Consider the following 19,313-nt stretch of genomic DNA (forward strand, 5'->3'; position numbering starts at 1 on the left):
CGCTACGCACGGATTGCTCCTTGCGTAGTCGCTTCGGTGGGTTCCTGCTTCCGACCGCCACTGCGGTTCGATCCACAGGCCATCCAGGCGTGTCCCGCCCTTAAAACATTGATCGCGCCGACTAGATCGGCGTGTTCCTCACATCCGCATTCCACACACGCAAACTGAGCTTGCGTCTGGCGATTGTCCGCCGACACATGGCCGCAAGCCGGACAGGTGCGGCTTGTGTTCTGCGGCGGCACTACGACCAGCCAACCACCTCGCCATGCCAGCTTGTAATCCAGTTGGCGGCGGAACTCGAACCAGCCTTGATCAAGGATGGACTTGTTCAGGCCAGACTTGGCCCGATCGTTTCTGCCCGGTGCCTCGGTTGTGCCTGCCGCCGACTTGGACATGTTCCGTACCTGCAAGTCCTCGACGAAGACTACAGCGTGGTTTTTGCTGATCGCGGTCGAGGTCTTGTGCAGAAAATCACGGCGGGCGTTGCCGATGCGTGCGTGGATGCGCCCAACTCTTGCCTTTGCTTTCCTCCAGTTGTTGCTGAACCTAACCTTGCGGCTCAATGACTGCTGCGCTTTGCGCAAGGCCGTTTCATGCCGCTTGAAACAACGGAGCGGCGCGTAGAACGTGCCATCCGAAAGCGTGGCAAACCGCGCCACGCCCATGTCGATACCTACTGCGCCACCTTGCGGAATGGGTTGCTCAACCTCGCGCTCGGTTTGGATGCTAATGAACCACTTGCCACCAGACTGACTCACAGTGACGTTTTTGAGCGCACCAAGTACTTCGCGGCTGTTGTGCTGCTCCAGCTTGATCTGCTTCGGGTCAGGATAGCGGAAGCTGTCGGACCGGCCTTTCTTCTTGAAGCGCGGGAAGTCGGCCCGCTTGGCGAAGAAGTTGGCGTAAGCCCGCTCCAAATCCTTGAAAGTCTGTTGCAGCGGATGCACAGGCGCTTCGGCTAGCCACTGCGTTTCAACGCTGTGACGCCACTCTGTGAGAAGCTTGCACAGCCCGGCGTAGCCGAGCTTCTTTTCTCCGCGCTCGTGGCGCTCTTTCTGCAACGCCAGCGCCTTGTTGTAGACGAACCGGCACGAGCCAGCGAAGCGGCGCATCTGCCGCTGCTGCCGGCCGCCGGGCATCAGTTCGTATTTGAAGACTTGGAGGCGCTGCACGCCATGAATTATACTCTTGGTCTATGAGCGATGACAACAATATTCGTACATCGAGCAGCAGCAGACGCCACACTAAAACCCAAGCCGTCTCACGCCGCCGCGCTATCCTTCCCCGCCCTGAAGGGTGGGGCTTGTCGCGCACCGGGTCATTTTCGTTCTTCTTCTTTTTTTCTCCCTTTAAAAAAATATTGTAATAGAAAAGTAAATGTTTTTATTTTCACAAAGTTGAAATAAAGAACACCACCATCACTTTAAAAAGACAGTTTAACTGATCTTGGTAACTTTAGAATCGAATTGACTAAAATTTCGACTACTGAAATCTAACCAGTACCAAAAATTGCTTTTAGGCATTATCAAAAGCTTCATAACCTGATCCTTTGAGATTTCCAAAGCATTCTTTCTTCATAAATCTTCTTAGGCTTTAGCAAGGGTTAGAGAAGGAAAAATGAAGCAACATGGTTGAAAAATTAACAAAGAATCAAAGGACCGGTTTTCCCGAAGTTCTCTCTTTAGTTAGAGCTCAAGTGTTTTTATAATTTCATCTGCAATCGCAAGGGATGCTGTTGCCCCTGGACTTGGGGCATTAAGAAGATGAAGAATACCTTCTTCTTTAACAAAGAGAAAGTCACTTACGAGTCTTCCATCTGGGAAAAGGGCTTGTGCGCGTATACCGACGGCTCCTTTAACCAGGTCATTTTCTTTTATTTCGGGAACAAGCCTTTGGACTGCTTGGCAAAAAAGGGTTTTGTTGGCTGATCTTTTCCATTCTTCCCAAGCCGCAATAGGGTATCTCTTTAAAAAGTTCCACAATCCGGGATAAAAGAGTGAATCAACTGTATCCCTCCAATTAAAACTCCCTTGCTCATAACCTTCTCTAGCAAAAGAAAGAACCGCATTGGGACCCGCTTCCACTTTACCATTAATCATTCGAGTCAAGTGGACTCCTAAAAAAGGGAATCGGGGATCGGGAACAGGATAGATCAAATTCCTGACCAGGTAATTTCTTTGCTGCTTGAGTTCAAAGTATTCTCCTCTGAAAGGAACAATGCGAACAGGACAACTCCCCATGGCCATTTTGCATATCCTGTCAGACTGCAGACCCGCGCAATTAATTAAGTTTGGAGTTAAAAAGTTTTGGCCTATAGTTTTTATCTCCCAAAATTTTCCTTTTCTTTCAATGGCTGTTACAGGCATTGCCTTAAGTATTCTTCCCTTCATGGTTTTTATTTTTGCCGCAAGTTGCCGACATACCTGCAAATAGTCCACTATACCCTCTTCGGGAACCCAAATTGCCGCTAAACCCCGTGCATAGGGTTCAATTTTTTTTATTTCTTGGGGCTCCAGGATACGCAATCCCGATAGTCCATTATCTTCTCCCTGCTTTTTGAGCCGATAGAGTTCAGAAAGTTCCCGTTCTTCTGTAGCCACAACTAATTTTCCACAAATCTCGTAGGTTATGCCATTTTCTTTACAAAAAGAAACCATTTGTCTAATTCCCTCGACAGCCAGTTTAGCCTTTAAACTTCCTGGAGAATAATAGAGTCCGGCATGAAGCACACCGCTGTTATGGCTACTTTGATGGCTACCTACTTCTTTTTCCTTTTCTAAAACAAGAAGTGAACTACACTTTCTGGAACAGAGCAACTTATAGGCTAAAGCCAGCCCAATAATCCCGCCACCAATAATAATAAGCTCGCTTTCTTCCATTTAACTTTTTGTTTAGAGCAAAATTACATATCAAGGTTTTAGGTTTTAAGAACGGCTCAATAATTTTCAAGAGCATAGGCCACGTAATCATCCCAAAACCGTTCTTCTGACCAATTGGGAACTTCAAAAATTGCAGGCTCGGTATTGACCCGCACTATTGGCTCAGTATAGGACTTTTGTTCTTTGAGTTCTACAGGACAACTTAATCCTGTTCTTTTGCTTACTTCTTTGGAGAGTCTTAAAGCAAAAGTTCCTTGTGGTTCGATAAAACAGCTTGGATTTGACCTATAAAAGGCTTTTCTTTGTACAAAAACAGTTTCTACAAACCGACAGTAACAGCTTGCCAGAAGATCGCAAGGAATGTTATCCCTAATATAGTTTGGAGTTTGAACCACGGGGATATTTTCTCTTTTCCAATTGGAAATTAAATAAAAAGTAAACCTTTTTTCCTCAAACATCCCAAAAGGGTTAGGAATAACAAACTTACCCAAAGGAATACCATAACGCTCTGCATAGTAACGAAAAACTTCAGAAGTCAATCCCTTAGAAAGTCCATAAGGAGAAAACGCCTTCAAAGGCATGTTGCCTATCCCCTCATTTTGCTCAAAGACTGAACCCGTTAAAATAATCGCTCCAAGTCCTTGCTCTTTAGAAAGATGAAACACTTCCTTGATATTCTTTGTGTTCGTTTCCAAAGCATAAAGCCAATCAAACTGCTCGCTCTTATAGTCCTTTACATGAGCTCCATGGTGACAGAGGACATCAAATGAGTTGTTTTTGAAAAGGTTAAGCATCCTTTCCGAACCAAAAGGAGCCTCTTCGATAAATTCCATAAAGGAAGAAAGTTTTTCTATTCTTTCTTTTTTTATCCCCTCATAGCTTGTCCTTTTTTGAGTTAACAACCCAACCACCTTGTGCCCTTTTTCAAGAAGGCTATGACAAAACCAATAACCCGTAAAAGAACTTCCCCCGGTAAAGAGAATTTTCATTAAACCCTTATCCCTTCTTCAAATCGGGATAATTTCTATCTTTTTCAGAAATAACTAGAGGTTCAAAAGGCCATGGAATATTCAAAGCCGGATCGTTATAACGTATTCCCCTCTCATGTTCCGGAGAATAATATTCTCCAACCAAGTAATAGGCTTCCGTGTTGTCTTCTAAGGTCAAAAATCCATGGGCAAAGCCCTTGGGCACATAAAGCATCCGCCGATTTTCTTCGTTAAGTTCACAGCTGTAATGACAGAGATAGGTTTTAGAGTCTGGACGTAAATCGACAATTACATCCCAAAGAGCTCCTCGAAGACAACGGATCACTTTGGTTTCAGCCTTTGGAAAAACTTGGTAATGAAGCCCACGTAATGTTCCTCTTTTCAAACTTAAAGAAGTATTGATCTGTGCAATATCTGGATCTAACCCATGAGCTTTGTACTCCCTTCTACAAAAGACTCGAGCAAAAAAACCCCTCGAGTCCTCTTTTTTTTCAAGATCTATTAAGTAAGCTCCATCAAGAGGAAGCGGCGTAAATTTCATATTCTAAAAGCTATTTCTGTAACTTTTGTTTTAATCTTCTGAGTCGAACAAACTTATCGGACTGAAAATCTTCTTTTGAGAATTTTTTTTCTCTCATGATCCTATAAAGCTCCTCCAGTCCGCTTTCTAGCGAATATTCAAGTTTAAAGTCCGGAAGTAGCTTCGAAAGCTTATTAAAAGAAACTCGGTAATTTCTTGGATCGGCACCCACTTCCCCTGTATAAACCACTTCGGCTTCAGGAACCAAGCTTTTTACCTTGTCTACAATCTGTCTTACCTGATAATTATCTTCATTGCTCCCGATATTGATTGGCTGGTTATGAACGATTTGCCGGGGAGCTTGAATGAGGGCAATAAAGGCTCTGGCTATATCTTTGCAATGGACAAGGGGCCTCCAAGGAGTCCCATCACTCATTACCCGTATCTGCTTTGTAGCAAGAGCACACGAAAGCAGGTTGTTGGCTACAAGATCTATTCTAAGCATAGGTGAATACCCAAAGGCGGTGGCGTTTCTTAAAAAAACAGGGGAAAAGGAAGAAGAGGAAAGCTTGGAAATTTCTCTTTCCGCTTCAACCTTGGAACGGGCATAGGCTGAAACGGGATTAAAAGAGGCAGTCTCATCCAAATCCAGTGAACCGGCTTTCCCATAAACTGAACAACTCCCTGCAAAAAGAAAAAGAGGTACTCCAGCTCTTTTAGCTTTTTGGGCAAGACTTATCGCTCCTTCCCTATTAACCAAGTAGGTCAAGTTCTCATCCAGTTCTCCCATGGGATCATTAGATATAGCGGCAAGATGACAAATAGCATCAAAACCTTCAAGCTCATTTTCAGTTATCGATAAAAAATCCTTTTCCCATTCGACATCGGCAGGGACATACGGATCCCATTCACAGCCTTCAAAATAACCGATATCACATCCCGTAACATGAAACCCGTGGGCTTTGCATAAGGCAACCAGATGTACTCCAATGTAACCTTTACTGCCTGTAACCAAAATTTTTTTCATCTCTTTACTTTTTAGTTAACCATGGGGTGTTTCCATCTTCTACCATTTTTACGAGGGTATCTCTATCCCTCTGAGTGTCCATACAAGCCCAAAATCCCTTGTGTTTGTAAACCATCAATTGACCATCCTTTGCCAAATTAAAAAGAGGGGCTCTTTCTAGTACACAATTTTCATCTTCTGAAAGGTAAGTAAGAAAGTGCTTTCTAAAGAAAAAATATCCTCCATTGATCCACTCATCTTCAAAATCGGGTTTTTCCCTGAAAGACATGACCTGATCACCCGTAACCTCAAGCTCACCAAACCGCGATGGAGGATTAACCCCTAAAATAGTGCCGATTTTCTGATGTTTAAGGTGGAATTGAAATTCATCAGCAAGATTTACATCAGTCAGCCCATCCCCATAAGTTACTCCAAAGTGTTCCGACTCTCCGAGATACTTTTTTGCCGCCTGGGCAATGCGACTGCCTGTCATCGATTTTTCTCCCGTGTAGGCCATCGTTATCTCCCAGTCGATAGGCTCTATGCTTTCGTGAATGATCGTCCTGTTATTCAAGAGGTTAATCGTGCAGTCACTGTTCAAGGAAAAAAAATTATGAAAATAGCTTTTGATCATTTCGGATTTATAACCCAAACAAAGAATAAATCTTTTAAAACCGTACCGAGAATAGCTCCGTAAGATATGCCAAAGAATAGGATGTTTCCCTATTGTTACCATGGGCTTAGGTCTAAACTCAGTTTCTTCTCTTAGTCTAGTGCCCATTCCACCACACAATACAAAAATGGGAATATGACTTAAGTCCATAAGAATTAAGTTAAGTGGTTTATTTACCAAAAGGGTTGTGGAGCTGTCAATTTTTTACTCTTTCTTTTTCAACCACTCTTAAATTTTTTCATAAAGAGCGGGTTAACATGTTGTTTAAGAAAAATCTAAAGCCGAAAGAAGATTTTCTTCGAAACGCTTCGGATCACAATCTTTTTTTACTCTATTGAAAGCTTGTTCCCTTATGCTTTCCCATAAGGTTTCATCGCTATGGAGCTTAAGACAACACTCGGCAAAATCTTCTGGACTATCCGCTACGAGCAACTCTTCTCCATGATTCCAAGAAAGCTGTTCAGCAATCAGGGATGTGGTGACAACAGGAACACCGTATGAAGCGGCTTCATGAACTTTCATGGGAATGCCGGCAGCATACCGGGTAGGGGCTATAAACACCCTACACTGTTCATAAAAAGGCCGAATATCCTCTAGATGTCCCAAAAATTTTATCTCTGAAAGACCAATTTGCTCCACAAAATCTTCAGCAGTTTCTCCAACAGCAAAAACTTCAAGCTTTTCTTGCATTTTCTGCTTCAAAACTGGAAGAACATAGCCTTTAAACCAAGCTAACCCATCGGTATTTGGTCCTTTTTCTCCCATATAACCCACAAAAAGAAATCCTGTTCTCTCTTTAAACCCTTTTTCAGATAAATGACACTCCAGAGTATGACCAAGAAGGTGAACCTTATAGCCTTTCTCTTCAAAATATTGGGCTTCTTTCGAAGATACAGCCAATATTCGGTGAGCAAATCTGCCAAAAGAAACTTCCTCTTGAAGAAGTTTTGATTTCTCCTCCTCAGTTTGATTAATCCCATAAAGAGCGTTTTTCAAAATTTCTCGCTTGGCAAAAATCGCTTCAGCATCATAAATAATACGGCTTTGAACAAAGAGCTCTGGTCTTTTTTGGATAATGGTTGTTAAGGTTTTGAAATTATAAATCCGGCTCACAAATAGAAAATCGTAATAACCTTGTCTTTCTTGTAAAAAAATTTCGAGCTTTTCTGGACCCCATCCCACCATCAGTTCAATCTTTTCCATAAAAGAGAGCTGCTCATTTTTTATTGGATAATCCTCTTGAGAAATCAGGGGATAAAAAGTAAGGAAGTATCCCGATCGTTCAAGAATCTGTAAAATAGAAAATGACCTACCATATCCTCTACCCAAACGAGGATGGGGAATACGGTCATCTAAAAACAAAATCCGACCTTTAAAACCTTCTAATCTTTCCTTATCCTTTACTGGAACTAACGGCTGGTCGCGTCTATCTCTTGCTTTTAAAACATCAAAATCGGCTCTATGGTGAGTTTTTAACCAATCTTTCCATTTTTCAAAGAATTTTTCTTTGTTTTTCGCCATCATTGCCATGGCCGTTTCAACAGGTCGACTCCCAAATTCATAGTGAAAAACTACTGAAGCCGGTTGGTAGACAACTTTGTATCCTAAAGACCATAGGCCAAGACATAAATCACTATCCTCGTAATATGCCGGCACATACCTGGGATCATAACCCCCAAGCCTTTCCCATAAATCTCTACGTATCAGGAGGCATGCTGCCGAACAATAATCGACTTCTCTTATAAAGGAATATTCAGGGCGCATCGGTTGAGGATCGTTTCTGCCGTAGGCTAGAGCACTGCCATCAGCCCATATGATGGATCCAGCTTCCTGTAAAGTCCCATCTGGCCTAACCAATTTGCATCCCACCGCTCCACACCGTGGATAAGCTTCCATCGTCTTGAGCAAGTGGTCTATACTCTGCGGACTAAGAATGATATCGTTGTTTAAAAGAAGCAGATATTTTGCCCTAGCTAATGAAGCCGCTTTATTAACACTCTGTAAATATTCGAGATCTTTTTCGTTTCTAAAGGTTTTTATCCCCTGAATCTTTTTTAAGAGCAAAGGAGTAGAATCTGTCGAAGAGTTATCCGCGATAATCAACTCATAGGGTATCGAGACGTGAGCTAGGATGGATTGTAGGCACTGATAAAGCAACTCGGCTCTGTTTCTAGTCGATATTACAATGCTAAGAGTTGGATCGGCAAAAGTAGGGAATAGAAGGCTAGTTCTATTGTTTTCTATAAAAAGTTCAAGAGCAGCCCTTAACCATTCCACATTCTTATCTGCGGGTTGAGAATAAGCTTTGGGCTTATGGACAACATTCACACTCTGATCGGTGGAGGATTTTTTCTTATGAACAATGATGACAAAGTCAGCTAGTTTAACCCATTGCCCAGAAAGAACAAGGGCATAGATCTTCACCCATTTGATTCCCCGGCTGAGATCACAGAAACAATCAAATCCACACTTGGAGTCAATGTAAAATCCAATTTCCTCATATTTTTTTTTAATATCCATTCTCTCCCGAGGCTGGCATAAAAACACATCTTTTTTTGTTTGTATTTTAATCTGTTTTGCCGCTTTGCCTTCGGCATCAAAAAACCAGCCGCATACATAAAGCTTTGAATTTTTCAAAAAGAAAACTGGTCTACTCGGATTTTCCACCACGTAAGTATAGGAATACTCAGAGCCCATAAATTTTTTTCCCACATTTCATGTGAGCCCTTTCCTCCTATATTCAATCCATAGAAAAGAGGCTACAATCGATTTTTTCAGTTAAAGCGGGGGAAGAAAATTCAGAAGAGATGTAAAATAGAATCGAGCAAGAGCTGAAAACAGTTCTTCAGGTTTAATCTCAATCCCCATTTCCGCAACCAATTGAGCCACAGACCGACTCCCGTCTGATCTCCTCAAAAACTCGATCAAATAAGAGGAAAGTTTCAATGGAAGTTGCCTATAAAGACCAGGAATATCAAAAGTTACATCCAATACCTGAGTGTAGGGAGGTTGCACGGCAGGAACCTTAGATCTATCCCATAAATCCACCAAGGGGCGCCAGCGTAACAATTCATTTTTATCCGCAGGAGCAAAGGGTGGAATAACTCTAGGCTTGGCGGCAATAATCATATGGAAAAAAGAAGGATTACAATGATCGATCAACGAATGGAGGGTGGGCAGATCAAGCTCAGTCAGAATATCAAAAAAGCGGTTGTCCTGCAGCTGCAAAAAACTCATCGAGGTGTAGAGCGAATTGATATATTGCAGGCCAGCATTGTGGATTATTTCTATCCAAGTATGCAGGGGGAAAGAATCATGATGAACACCAAAAACATGAGTCTTTAAATAGCTCTCAGGTTGAGCTCCAATACCTTTATCAATGGGGATTCCCATGAGGTTATCACAAACGCAAAGCACTTCTCGTGTTCTTTTCACCTGTTCTGGACTATCCATTTTCAGAGAAAATAGAGATATTGCGGGTGTTAATCTTACAGTGGGGTGAAAAGTTCCCTTGACCCCAATGTATAAACATCCCTCAGGGGAAAGACAGTTAGCTAGGTTAATGATAGCGGCCTGAGGGTCATAAACATAGGCAAGAACTTCATGACAACTAATCCAATCAAAATTATACCCAACACTTTGAGACAAGTTTGGGTTTAATAGGTCTTCTTGCAAAAAATGAATATTGTTGATACCAGAGGCTTTCTGCCATTTATGGGCTATTTCAATTGCTTTTTTGCTAGCATCGAAGGCTACAACTTCTAAATTGGGAAAAGCTCTCGCTATATTAAAAGCCTCATTACCTGTTCCACAACCCGCAACCAAAAATTTTCCACGATCATAAAAGGGTTTCCCTGGTCTTCCTATAGCATTAAACCAGTTCGGTGGAATGATCTTCCAAGTTTGGTCGGAGAGCACTTTTTCATCTTCAAAAGGGAAAGGAGAGGCCTCAAACTGAGTCTGAACCGCATTTGAAAATGATACAAAATCAAAATGACCTTCTGAATCGGAATTATTTGGAGTGTTCATAAAAAAGAGTAACTATCATTTCTTATTTTTTGGGACAAAAAAAAGAAAAAAAATCAAAATCTTAACCTCCCCTTTTTTTCTTTTATGCAATATACAGGTTTTTTGTTTATGGACCTGCAGAGAAAGAAAAATTTTCTGCCCCGGGAGGGATTCGAACCCCCGACCCAGTGATTAAGAGTCACCTGCTCTGACCAACTGAGCTACCGAGGCTTATCCATTTGATAAACTATGAAAATATCGAGCAAAAATATAAATTCCAGAATTTTAATTTCAATACCTAATATACTGGCTCTCCAAGGTCCACCAAGGAAAGAGCTCTATATTCAGGATTGAGAAGCTTCCCCCAATAAGAATCACAAGGATGAACCATAGTCACCTTTTTTTCTCCCTTATATAAAGCCCTACCCTCATTAGCCCACTTGAAAATAGAGCCTTCGAGATAACATACCTGCCAGTAGCCCGCTTGTTGAAGCCGGCGAGCAAAGGAAGCAGCCCTAAAACCGACAGAGTCATAAACCACTATAGGTTGCTCCCTTTTCAATCCACGGTAGCCCAATCGTATCTTGTCGTTGGGTGAAACTCTCCAAGCATGGTAAAGGTGACTGACTTCAAACTCATCAACCGTACGTACGTCCAGCAGCACAGGAGCATATTCTTCTCCTACAGAAATCCACCTTTCCAATTTATCCGTAGAAATCGAAGCCACATCAGGAAACTTTTCCCGAATAGCATACAGAACCTTATCCCAGGTTAGCTCTGGTGGTAGAGAACTTGCACAACCCGAAACAAATAGCCCCAAGATCAGGACAAAAAGTGAGCCTTTAAACGGATAACTCCTATCGCTCATAAAAAAATCATTCACCGATAATTTTGACCAGAACCCGTTTTCTTCTCATCCCATCAAATTCACCATAAAATACCTGTTCCCATGGGCCCAGATCAAGTTTTCCAGCCGTTATGGCTACAACTACCTCTCTTCCCATTATCGTTCTTTTTAAATGAGCATCAGCGTTATCTTCGCCTACATTGTGTTTATACTGGGAATAAGGCTTTTCTGGTGCCAGTTTCTCAAGCCATTTTTCAAAATCTTCATGCAACCCCGCTTCATTATCATTGATGAACACACTGGCCGTAATATGCATGGCATTACAGAGAAGGAGTCCTTCCTTAATTCCACTTTTTCGAACGCATTCTTCAAGTTTTGGAGTGAGCAGTACAAATGCTCGTCGAGAAGGAATATTAAACCAGATTTCTTCTCTGAAGCTTTTCATGACAAAAGAAAATAATGGATGAGATAAGGGCTTAATAAGATGAGAATAATTGAACACAACCTATCATAATAAGTCAAAAAGAAAAGATCAAAATAACTCTTCTTGGCTAGGGGGAAGGCTGACTTTTAACTTTTCATAAGCCCGGGCTGTCACCACCCTGCCTTGAGGGGTTCTTTTCAAATAGCCTTCTAAAATGAGATAAGGCTCGTGGACCTCTTCGAGTGTAGCTGGATCTTCACCTATAGCCACCGAAAGGGATTGCAGTCCCACAGGGCCACCTTCAAACTTATAAACGATGGTTTCCAATATTTTTTTGTCCATTTCGTCTAATCCATCCTCGTCAATTTCGATCATCGCTAAAGCCTTGTTAACTACATCCAAAGAGACCCTTTGATAGCCCTTTGCATAAGCATAGTCTCTTATCCACCGCAAAAGATGGTTGACCGTCCTGGGCGTGCCCCGAGAACGTTTGGCCACCTCTCTGGCCGCCTGCTCATTCACATCGATCTCTAAAATGCGAGCTGAACGCTCGACAATACGTATAAGATCTTCTAGTTTGTAATATTCTAGCCGATTAATGAGTCCAAATCGGCTTCTTAAGGGTTCAGTAAGTAATCCTACCCTCGTTGTCGCACCCACTAGAGTAAACTTTGGAAGGTTAAGCCTAATGCTTCGGGCATTGGGGCCTTGATCGATTAAAATATCCATCCGGTAATCTTCCATCGCCGGATAAAGATATTCTTCTACAGGTCTACTGAGCCGATGGATCTCATCAATGAAAAGAATGTCAAATGACTCCAATGAAGTTAAGATCCCGGCTAAATTAGCCGCCTTGTCAAGCGCTGGACCAGAAGTAATCTTAAGTGAAGCATTCATTTCCTTGGAGAGGATATGGGCTAAAGTCGTTTTCCCAAGACCTGGAGGTCCACTGAAAAGGAGATGAGGAAGTGGTTCATTCTTAATCCTTGCTGCCTGAACAAGGATATAGAGTCGATCCTTAATTTTTTCCTGCCCTAAAAATTCATCGAGTTTTTGAGGTCTTAAACTTTCTTCAAAGAGTTTATCTGTCGGTTCAGCGAGTACATCTTTAATCTTAGGATTCATTTTCAACTCTCAGATCAGCTCTGCTTTAAGCATTCCTTAATGATGCCTTCGAGATCCATTTGAGGATATTTTTCTCTTACTCTACGCAACCGTTTCAATGCCTCAGCTTCCTTATATCCTAATGCAACAAGGGCCCTCAAGGCGTCTTCAAAAACTCGATCCACTCCGACAGAAGAAGTAGAGGAAGGGCCGGCAGTTGTTAATTTATCTTTTAGCTCTACAATTAGTCTCTGTGCGGTCTTTTCACCAACCCCTTTAATTTTAGATAGATACGGAACATCAGACTTAGCCACTGCATCTTTTAGTTCTTTTGGAGAAAGTACATTGAGAATGGAAAGAGCGGTCCGCGGCCCCACTCCATGTACTTTGTCGATGAGCAATCGGAAAGTTAGCTGTTCTTCCAGATCATTAAATCCAAAAAGTTCGATGCGGTTTTCTGAAACAACTAAATGGGTGTACAAAGCAATCTCTGAATGAAGAGAAGGCAGGTTACGATAAAGAGAAAGGGAAGAAAACAGCTCAAAGCCAATACCCTGAACTGCTACGATAATATTAGGGAAAGAACAATAAATTAATGTCCCCTTAAGATATGAAATCATACACTTTGCGGATATGCCAAAAATGATGAACATGGGTTAAAGCCACCGCTAAGGCATCTGCAGCATCATTAGGGGGGATACTATCCATAGCTAAAAGGGCTTTGATCATAAAAGATACCTGTTCTTTACGTGCCGAACCTATACCCGTGGCTGCAATTTTGATTTTTTTAGGATTATATTCAAAAACAGGAAGATCTTTTAATGAAAACAAAAGCAGGGCGACTCCACGTGCTGCCCCCATGTCAATAGCGGTTTTCCTGTTTTGAACAAAAATGATCGATTCCATGGCTACATGTTGAGGCGAAAACTTGTGGATGATCTCAAGCAATCCTTCATAAATCGATCGCAGTTTTCGAGCTTGATCCGTATATTTATTCTGGATTACCCCACAATCGACCAAACGAGTCAATGTCCCATTCGATTCGATGATACCGTAGCCCGTCTTGCGAAGAGCAGGATCAATCCCCAGAATTCTCAGCGGTTTGTTCATCAAAGCTTTTCAAAATTATCGCAGCACAAGGATAGAAAAAACAGGTTTTTTTTATTTAAAAATGGTATTTAGCTATTGACAAGATTAAAATGTCAGAGCGTTGAATTTTGATAAAAACTATTTATAATTGAGTTTATGAAAATTCTTTGTCCTGTTGATCAAATTTCATGTTTAAAACAGGGTATCGATTGTAAAGAGGATTGCATTGTATTGGATATTGATCCTCAAGCACTCTCTACTGAAGAAAGAGAATGGCTTTCTACTACTCTTCAGAAAAAAGAAAGGGATGGACACACTATACTCTATTTTCCCTATCCTTTAACTCGGCCTTCCATAGAGGGATTTAGAGAAAAGTTAAGTCAAGGCATGGCAACTCAAGAGGTTAGCAATGCTGAAGAAATGCTACACTGGGAACCCCCACCTTCTCCAACCCAGAGAGAGCAGCCTAAAGCTTCATCTGCTCCTCCTCAAAAGAATGCGGATTTAAAAGATGCAGCAAAAGCAGCGGGCTTCATGGGATTAGGAGCACTTGGTCTTGCCGCCCTTGAAAGCCTGTTTGGATTTGGTCGGCCCCAAGAAAACATAAATATAATCGTTCCCCCTGAATCCACATCACAAACTGATCCCTCAACAAAAGACCAAACTAACTCTGACCAGATGCTAACCGATTATTCCTCCGACAGCGACCAAGAGGATCTTGACGATACATCGGTTCTTGATGATAACTTTGATGACAATTCAGATTTTTCTGATGACAGCTGGACAATCTAGGGGCTTATTCATTGCTCCAATCATTTATCCTCGTGCGGGAAAAAATTCCAATTGAGCGTGCCTATGCTTTAGGCTCTTTGTTCCTTTATTTTTTTCTGGCAATTTTCTAGGAGAGGAATCGAAATAATCTGGAGAAAAAAGGAACAAACTGCAACATAAAGGCCAGAATGGTCATAAAGATAACCTAAAATAAAACTGCCTAAAAACCAAAAAAGACCAAAAATAAAGTAATAAATACCAAAAGCCTTACCCCTCATCTCGAAAGGTACAATTGTTGCAAGGGCAGCCCTAACCACAGATTCTTGCACACCGAGTCCTATTCCCCAAAAAATCATGCCAATAAGAGTGAGTGTTTGAATCGGAAAGATAAAAATCAAGGGGGAAGATAAAGATCCCAGAATGATTGGCCAGATCATCGAACCGATCCCACTCTTATCAAAAAGCCTACCCGCTACCAGTGCTACCACTGCATCTATCCCCATGGCAAGGGTGTAAAGCAAAGGAATTTCATGTTCATTAAAAAGGTTAAGCTTGCCCAAATGATAGGCGATGAGAGGAAAATCCACATACCCCATCGCAATAAACCCTAGAGCCGTTACATAGACCCAGAATCCTTTACCCAATCCTTCCTTTTTGTTAGAGAGACTCTCAGCTTGCTGCCCCGGTTCCTCTTTGGGATCGCCTAAAGAAGAGATAGCTTTTTTGTATCTCTTATGGGTAATAAATAGAAATAACAGGGCAATAAAAGCAGGAATAACCAATAGGACTAAGGCTCTCCGATAACTTTTCCAATAAATCATGGCCAAGGAAATAAGCAAAGGACCAATCATCGCTCCGAGTTGATCGAGGGCTTCATGGATGCCAAAACCGATCCCTTTACCCATTCCCTCCGTGGCGTGAGAAAGTAGTACATCACGAGAGGGAGAGCGAATTCCCTTACCCAACCTTTCAAGGACAATAAGAAAAGCAACCTGTGGCCAATTTCGTGCAAAAGCAAGTATGGGTACTGCGATTTGATTGATCAAATAACCTACAAAAACAAATCCCCAATGACCCTTTGTTTTATCCCCCACGCTTCCGGCAAAAACGCGGACAACATAGCCTGTTAACTCTCCAAGACCAGCAATAAAACCGATAGCACTTCCTGTAGCTCCAAGAGTGCTTAAAAATGGACCTAAGATGGAGCGTGCTCCTTCATAGGTCATATCTGCTGCTAGACTGACTAAACCAAAAAGGATTACCAGCTGCAAGGAGGTTGAATAAGAAGAAGAAGTCTTAGATTTTGATAAAAAAGGCTTACTTGAATGTCCAGGATCCAGATATCCTCCTTATATCCAATTAATAGGCTAGTTTATATAGAAAAACTTTTCCCACATGAGCAATGAGAAAGCGCATTAGGGTTTCTTACAACAAAACCCTGATTTTGTAAGTCTTCAGAATAATCGAGGATAGAACCACTTATAAATAAAGCACTTTTAGGATCTATGACGAGTTTGACCCCTCTAGCTTCAATAAGAATATCTTTTTCTTCTGGACCATCGACCAAGTCCATTTCATACTGAAGACCTGCACAGCCCCCACCTACAACAGAGATTCTCAAAGCCCCTCCTTCTTTTCCACTTTGTTCAATGAACTCCTTTAATTTCGAAGCTGCTTTATCAGAAATAGCACAAAGCTTTTCGGAACCCTTTGTAAATGACATACCCGTTTTCATACAAATATTTATAGATTAAATTAAAGCGGGAAAAAGAAAATACCAGTCATTTAAGCTGTTTTGTGCCTGTTTATTATTTTTTATTCGAAAAGACTTCCTGTATTATCAATTTTTTTTTCTGAACGCTCTTTGATCTCTTCAGCTAACTTTTTAAACTCGAATTTTTCGAAGAGTTTTTTTTGGGCTTCATAATCAGGGACTATCTTAAGCTGCTCAACAGGTAAGGGTAATTCGAGGTTATCTTTCAATTCCAACAGCTTCCAACTGATCATAATCTGCTCTTTATTTTCGGCAAGGAGCTTAGCTAAACGTTTGTCAGAAATGTCTTGCGCATTAAGGAGTGCAAACAAAGAACCATACCGGGCAATCCATTTGGCAGCAGTTTTCTTTCCGATGCCGGGAACCCCAGGAATGTTATCAACACTGTCTCCAGTCAAGGCAAGAACATCGGGAATCTGTCGAGGCTTGACTAACCATTTTTCTTCAATTTCTCGCTGACCAATAAGCTTAAATTTGTTCTTTTCTACAGCGTATACACACACATGATCTCCAACTAGACTCATTAAATCCTTGTCATTAGTCGCAAGTATAACATCGATTCCTTTTTCAACCGCTTTTTTCGCGTAACTTGCGATCACATCATCAGCTTCTTGTCCTTCAACCTCTATGGGGCGGACTCCCAAAGCTTTGATCAACTCCTTGATCAACGGAAGCTGACTTTTTAAATCAGCAGGCATCTCGGGTCTATTGGCCTTGTAATCAGTTCTAAGAGCAAGCCGCGCAGCAGGCAACCCCCCATCAAATACCACCGCTCCCAGCTCAGGTTTTAGATCGGAAAGCATTCTGCGTATAACAATGGTTAAGCCATAGAGGGCATTGGTAGGCTCTCCAGAATGAGTAGAAAGAGAAGGTAGGGCATAAAAAGAACGAAAAGCATAGTAGTTACCGTCAACGAGGACAAGGCGCATTTCTTAAAAAATCGATAAAAAAATCCCTTTGTCCAGATCATTTTAAAAAAGAAAAGGAAAAACTATAAAGATAATGCTGGATTTTATATCAACATTTTCATAACCAAAAAGATAAGAATTTAATCTTGTTTTCATTCCATATTTTTCTTTAATTATTAATCAGAATAATTGATTATATAATCAATGAATGGAAATCCTTCCCGTGAAATTTCATTGGTAGGATTACCTGAACGGACAAAAGGGGAAGTGGAAATTGCAAGGCCTCCACTCCTTCCTTCTCACATTACCTTATCCTCTATTAGCAGAATCGTATTTAGTATTCTTTCGACCCCAATGGGAAAGTGGTGGAAATGGACCATCTCCATCACAAGTAGTCTTGCAGTGGTCTCCTTTTTGACCATGGTCTATGTGATTTCAACCGGAATTGGGGTATGGGGGAACCAATCTCCAGTGGTTTGGGGTTGGCCTATCGTAGACTTCGTGTTCTGGATTGGAATTGGACATGCAGGAACCCTCATATCGGCTATTTTACTTTTATCCCGACAAAAATGGAGAAATGCTGTTAATAGAGCTGCAGAAGCTTCAGCAATCTTCGCTGTAGCCAGTGGAGCCATATTCCCCGCAATTCACATTGGAAGACAATGGATGGGCTGGTATCTGTTTCCTGTCCCCTGGTCAGCGGGAATTTGGCAAAACCTAAGAGCAGCTCTCATGTGGGATGTCTTTGCTGTGCTGACTTACCTTACCGTCTCATTGCTTTATTGGTATTTAGGGATGATCCCTGACTTTGCAACTTTAAGAGAAAAAGAAAAAAATCCTTTTAAAAAAAGGCTTTGGGCTATTCTTTCATTGGGTTGGCTTGGTTCGGCTAGCCAGTGGATTCACTATGAAATGGGCTATCTCTGCCTTGCGGGGATTCTTACCCCTTTGGTTCTTTCCGTGCATTCTTTTGTTTCCTGCGATTTTGCTTCGACGATTCTTCCTGGCTGGCATGCAACGATTTTTCCACCCTATTTTGGTGTGGGTGCGATTTTCGGTGGATTTGCGATGATCCTTGTGTTGCTCATCCCTAGCCGAGCCCTTATTCCAAAGCTCAAAGAGTTAATTTTAGATGAGCATATCAACCAGATGGGTAAATGGCTTCTAGCTACTGGATCAATGGTCGGTTATGTTTATTTGATAGAGCTTTTCACAGCATGGTACAGTGCTAATCCCTATGAGCGCTATGCTTTTTTGAATCGGATCAAAGGTCCCTATTTTTGGGCTTTTTGGTCTATGCTTTTTTGTAACAGTATCGCCCCTCAATTTCTTTGGATAAAATCTATTCGTGGTAATCCTCTTTCCCTCTTTTTTGTTGCTCTTTTGGCCAACGTGGGCATGTGGCTTGAACGCTTTGTCATCATTATTATTTCCCTTCATAGGGATTTCTTGCCTTCATCCTGGAGAATCTATGTTCCTACAATCATTGATGTGTTGCTTTATGTGGGGTCCATAGGCCTTTTCTTGACTCTTTTTCTTCTCTTTTTACGTTTTCTACCCTCTGTAGCGATGTTTGAAGTTAAAACACTTGTTCATCCTCCTTTAAAGCATAAGAATATCCCTTTGTTTTCCTCCGGAGAGGAACATAAAATGCAGGAAGAATTAGCGTTGGCAAGTAATTTTTCGACTTTGTCTGGCCAAAAGGATGACTCAATGACACCGGAGAAAGGAAAGGATCTCTATGGGATTGGTGCAGAATTTTCTTCTCCTGAGCTTCTCTGCAGGGCAGCAGAAAAGCTAAAGCTTTTAGGCTTTAGGCAATTTGAACTTTATAGTCCTTATCCTTTTCACGAACTTTCCGAAGTAGGCACACTTAAAAAATCTTGGGTATCTCGTATCGTTTTGCTGGGAGGCATAGTGGGCTTTTTTTTGGCCTTGATTCTTGTAAGCACCATCTCACTACCTCGTCCAAGCCTATTGAAGCCTATGCTCAGTAGTTCTCTTCTTAGCCTTTTTTACCCCCTCGTCGTACAAGGCAAACCCTACTTTAGCTTGCCTACGTTTATCCCTATTTTTTTTGAATTGACCGCTCTGTTCGCTTCATTCGGTGCTTTTTTTGGGATATTGTTCTGTGGAGGCTTATTTAAGTTTTACCACCCTCTGTTTTCATGGAAAAGATATAACGATCGAGGGATGGATGACGGCTTTTTCCTCGTGGTCAAAAAAACAGATCCTCTTTTTTCTTCTAATCTTTATTCAATGCTTTTTCGACTTGGAGCGAGCGGAGTGGATCCTATTGCCGAATATTGACTTTTGCTGTG

At 41.7% G+C, this 19,313-nt stretch carries 18 protein-coding genes and 1 tRNA gene; 2 read left to right on the forward strand and 17 right to left on the reverse strand.

The genetic code is table 11. From position 1 onward, the window contains the following. Positions 1-2 precede the first annotated feature (2 nt). The 14 genes from IT6_RS03950 to ruvC form a co-directional block, all read right to left on the reverse strand. Entirely contained in the window at positions 3-1,172 is a 1,170-nt protein-coding gene (locus IT6_RS03950; RefSeq protein WP_206828014.1) for an RNA-guided endonuclease InsQ/TnpB family protein, read from the reverse strand. 513 nt (positions 1,173-1,685) lie between these two features. Next, positions 1,686-2,879, reverse strand: a complete 1,194-nt coding sequence (gene lhgO / locus IT6_RS03955) for an L-2-hydroxyglutarate oxidase (RefSeq protein WP_206828016.1) — start codon at positions 2,877-2,879, stop codon at positions 1,686-1,688. A 56-nt stretch (positions 2,880-2,935) separates the two neighbouring features. After that, complete coding sequence (locus tag IT6_RS03960; RefSeq protein ID WP_206828018.1) at positions 2,936-3,868, reverse strand: NAD-dependent epimerase/dehydratase family protein; 933 nt, start codon at positions 3,866-3,868, stop codon at positions 2,936-2,938. Positions 3,869-3,875: 7 nt separating this feature from the next. Next, positions 3,876-4,409: a dTDP-4-dehydrorhamnose 3,5-epimerase gene (rfbC, locus tag IT6_RS03965; RefSeq protein ID WP_206828021.1), complete on the reverse strand. Its 534-nt coding sequence runs from the start codon at positions 4,407-4,409 to the stop codon at positions 3,876-3,878. A 10-nt stretch (positions 4,410-4,419) separates the two neighbouring features. Then, on the reverse strand, positions 4,420-5,415 hold the full coding sequence (locus IT6_RS03970) for an NAD-dependent epimerase/dehydratase family protein (protein ID WP_206828023.1): 996 nt from the start codon (positions 5,413-5,415) through the stop codon (positions 4,420-4,422). 4 nt (positions 5,416-5,419) lie between these two features. Continuing rightward, entirely contained in the window at positions 5,420-6,217 is a 798-nt protein-coding gene (locus IT6_RS03975; protein ID WP_134440668.1) for a glucose-1-phosphate cytidylyltransferase, read from the reverse strand. Positions 6,218-6,331: 114 nt separating this feature from the next. After that, complete coding sequence (locus tag IT6_RS03980) at positions 6,332-8,779, reverse strand: glycosyltransferase (protein ID WP_242524325.1); 2,448 nt, start codon at positions 8,777-8,779, stop codon at positions 6,332-6,334. A gap of 66 nt (positions 8,780-8,845) precedes the next feature. After that, on the reverse strand, positions 8,846-10,096 hold the full coding sequence (locus IT6_RS03985; RefSeq protein WP_134440666.1) for a class I SAM-dependent methyltransferase: 1,251 nt from the start codon (positions 10,094-10,096) through the stop codon (positions 8,846-8,848). Between the two features lie 136 nt (positions 10,097-10,232). After that, positions 10,233-10,306 (reverse strand) — tRNA-Lys (locus IT6_RS03990). Between the two features lie 67 nt (positions 10,307-10,373). Further along, positions 10,374-10,943: a rhodanese-like domain-containing protein gene (locus IT6_RS03995; protein ID WP_206828026.1), complete on the reverse strand. Its 570-nt coding sequence runs from the start codon at positions 10,941-10,943 to the stop codon at positions 10,374-10,376. Positions 10,944-10,950: 7 nt separating this feature from the next. Beyond that, positions 10,951-11,367: a secondary thiamine-phosphate synthase enzyme YjbQ gene (locus IT6_RS04000; protein WP_206828034.1), complete on the reverse strand. Its 417-nt coding sequence runs from the start codon at positions 11,365-11,367 to the stop codon at positions 10,951-10,953. Positions 11,368-11,454: 87 nt separating this feature from the next. Further along, complete coding sequence (ruvB, locus tag IT6_RS04005) at positions 11,455-12,471, reverse strand: Holliday junction branch migration DNA helicase RuvB (protein ID WP_206828043.1); 1,017 nt, start codon at positions 12,469-12,471, stop codon at positions 11,455-11,457. Between the two features lie 14 nt (positions 12,472-12,485). Further along, positions 12,486-13,070, reverse strand: a complete 585-nt coding sequence (gene ruvA, locus IT6_RS04010; RefSeq protein WP_242524326.1) for a Holliday junction branch migration protein RuvA — start codon at positions 13,068-13,070, stop codon at positions 12,486-12,488. After that, positions 13,054-13,560: a crossover junction endodeoxyribonuclease RuvC gene (gene ruvC / locus IT6_RS04015; protein WP_166792894.1), complete on the reverse strand. Its 507-nt coding sequence runs from the start codon at positions 13,558-13,560 to the stop codon at positions 13,054-13,056. Before ruvC ends, ruvA begins: the two co-directional genes overlap by 17 nt. Before the next feature lie 135 nt (positions 13,561-13,695). Between ruvC and IT6_RS04020 the strand changes: the two genes are divergently transcribed. Then, positions 13,696-14,331: a hypothetical protein gene (locus IT6_RS04020; protein WP_134440660.1), complete on the forward strand. Its 636-nt coding sequence runs from the start codon at positions 13,696-13,698 to the stop codon at positions 14,329-14,331. Positions 14,332-14,399: 68 nt separating this feature from the next. On the opposite strand, the gene IT6_RS04025 is transcribed toward IT6_RS04020, so the two are convergent. The 3 genes from IT6_RS04025 to IT6_RS04035 form a co-directional block, all read right to left on the reverse strand. Continuing rightward, positions 14,400-15,536 (reverse strand): MFS transporter, encoded by a 1,137-nt coding sequence (locus IT6_RS04025; RefSeq protein WP_242524327.1) that lies wholly within the window; start codon positions 15,534-15,536, stop codon positions 14,400-14,402. A 146-nt stretch (positions 15,537-15,682) separates the two neighbouring features. Then, the gene (locus tag IT6_RS04030) at positions 15,683-16,033 is read right to left on the reverse strand and encodes a HesB/IscA family protein (protein WP_242524328.1); all 351 of its coding nucleotides are present in this window, start codon (positions 16,031-16,033) and stop codon (positions 15,683-15,685) included. 92 nt (positions 16,034-16,125) lie between these two features. Beyond that, on the reverse strand, positions 16,126-17,013 hold the full coding sequence (locus tag IT6_RS04035) for a 5'-3' exonuclease (protein WP_134440657.1): 888 nt from the start codon (positions 17,011-17,013) through the stop codon (positions 16,126-16,128). 183 nt (positions 17,014-17,196) lie between these two features. On the opposite strand from IT6_RS04035, the gene IT6_RS04040 reads away from it, so the two are divergent. Further along, positions 17,197-19,302, forward strand: coding sequence for a quinol:electron acceptor oxidoreductase subunit ActD (locus IT6_RS04040; protein WP_206828045.1), 2,106 nt, complete (start codon positions 17,197-17,199; stop codon positions 19,300-19,302). Positions 19,303-19,313 lie beyond the last annotated feature (11 nt).

It is taken from the genome of Methylacidiphilum caldifontis (assembly GCF_017310505.1).
Taxonomy (GTDB): domain Bacteria; phylum Verrucomicrobiota; class Verrucomicrobiia; order Methylacidiphilales; family Methylacidiphilaceae; genus Methylacidiphilum; species Methylacidiphilum caldifontis.

Bases quoted from the DNA above. Each gene is read 5' to 3' on its own strand.
- IT6_RS03970 (WP_206828023.1), bottom strand. From the start codon at position 5,415: ATGAAAAAAATTTTGGTTACAGGCAGTAAAGGTTACATTGGAGTACAT.
- IT6_RS03985 (WP_134440666.1), bottom strand. From the start codon at position 10,096: ATGAACACTCCAAATAATTCCGATTCAGAAGGTCATTTTGATTTTGTA.
- lhgO (WP_206828016.1), bottom strand. From the start codon at position 2,879: ATGGAAGAAAGCGAGCTTATTATTATTGGTGGCGGGATTATTGGGCTG.
- ruvC (WP_166792894.1), bottom strand. From the start codon at position 13,560: ATGAACAAACCGCTGAGAATTCTGGGGATTGATCCTGCTCTTCGCAAG.
- IT6_RS03995 (WP_206828026.1), bottom strand. From the start codon at position 10,943: ATGAGCGATAGGAGTTATCCGTTTAAAGGCTCACTTTTTGTCCTGATC.
- IT6_RS04040 (WP_206828045.1), top strand. From the start codon at position 17,197: ATGAATGGAAATCCTTCCCGTGAAATTTCATTGGTAGGATTACCTGAA.
- IT6_RS04025 (WP_242524327.1), bottom strand. From the start codon at position 15,536: ATGACCTATGAAGGAGCACGCTCCATCTTAGGTCCATTTTTAAGCACT.
- IT6_RS03960 (WP_206828018.1), bottom strand. From the start codon at position 3,868: ATGAAAATTCTCTTTACCGGGGGAAGTTCTTTTACGGGTTATTGGTTT.
- IT6_RS04000 (WP_206828034.1), bottom strand. From the start codon at position 11,367: ATGAAAAGCTTCAGAGAAGAAATCTGGTTTAATATTCCTTCTCGACGA.
- IT6_RS04020 (WP_134440660.1), top strand. From the start codon at position 13,696: ATGAAAATTCTTTGTCCTGTTGATCAAATTTCATGTTTAAAACAGGGT.
- IT6_RS03975 (WP_134440668.1), bottom strand. From the start codon at position 6,217: ATGGACTTAAGTCATATTCCCATTTTTGTATTGTGTGGTGGAATGGGC.
- ruvB (WP_206828043.1), bottom strand. From the start codon at position 12,471: ATGAATCCTAAGATTAAAGATGTACTCGCTGAACCGACAGATAAACTC.
- rfbC (WP_206828021.1), bottom strand. From the start codon at position 4,409: ATGAAATTTACGCCGCTTCCTCTTGATGGAGCTTACTTAATAGATCTT.
- IT6_RS04030 (WP_242524328.1), bottom strand. From the start codon at position 16,033: ATGTCATTTACAAAGGGTTCCGAAAAGCTTTGTGCTATTTCTGATAAA.
- IT6_RS04035 (WP_134440657.1), bottom strand. From the start codon at position 17,013: ATGCGCCTTGTCCTCGTTGACGGTAACTACTATGCTTTTCGTTCTTTT.
- ruvA (WP_242524326.1), bottom strand. From the start codon at position 13,070: ATGATTTCATATCTTAAGGGGACATTAATTTATTGTTCTTTCCCTAAT.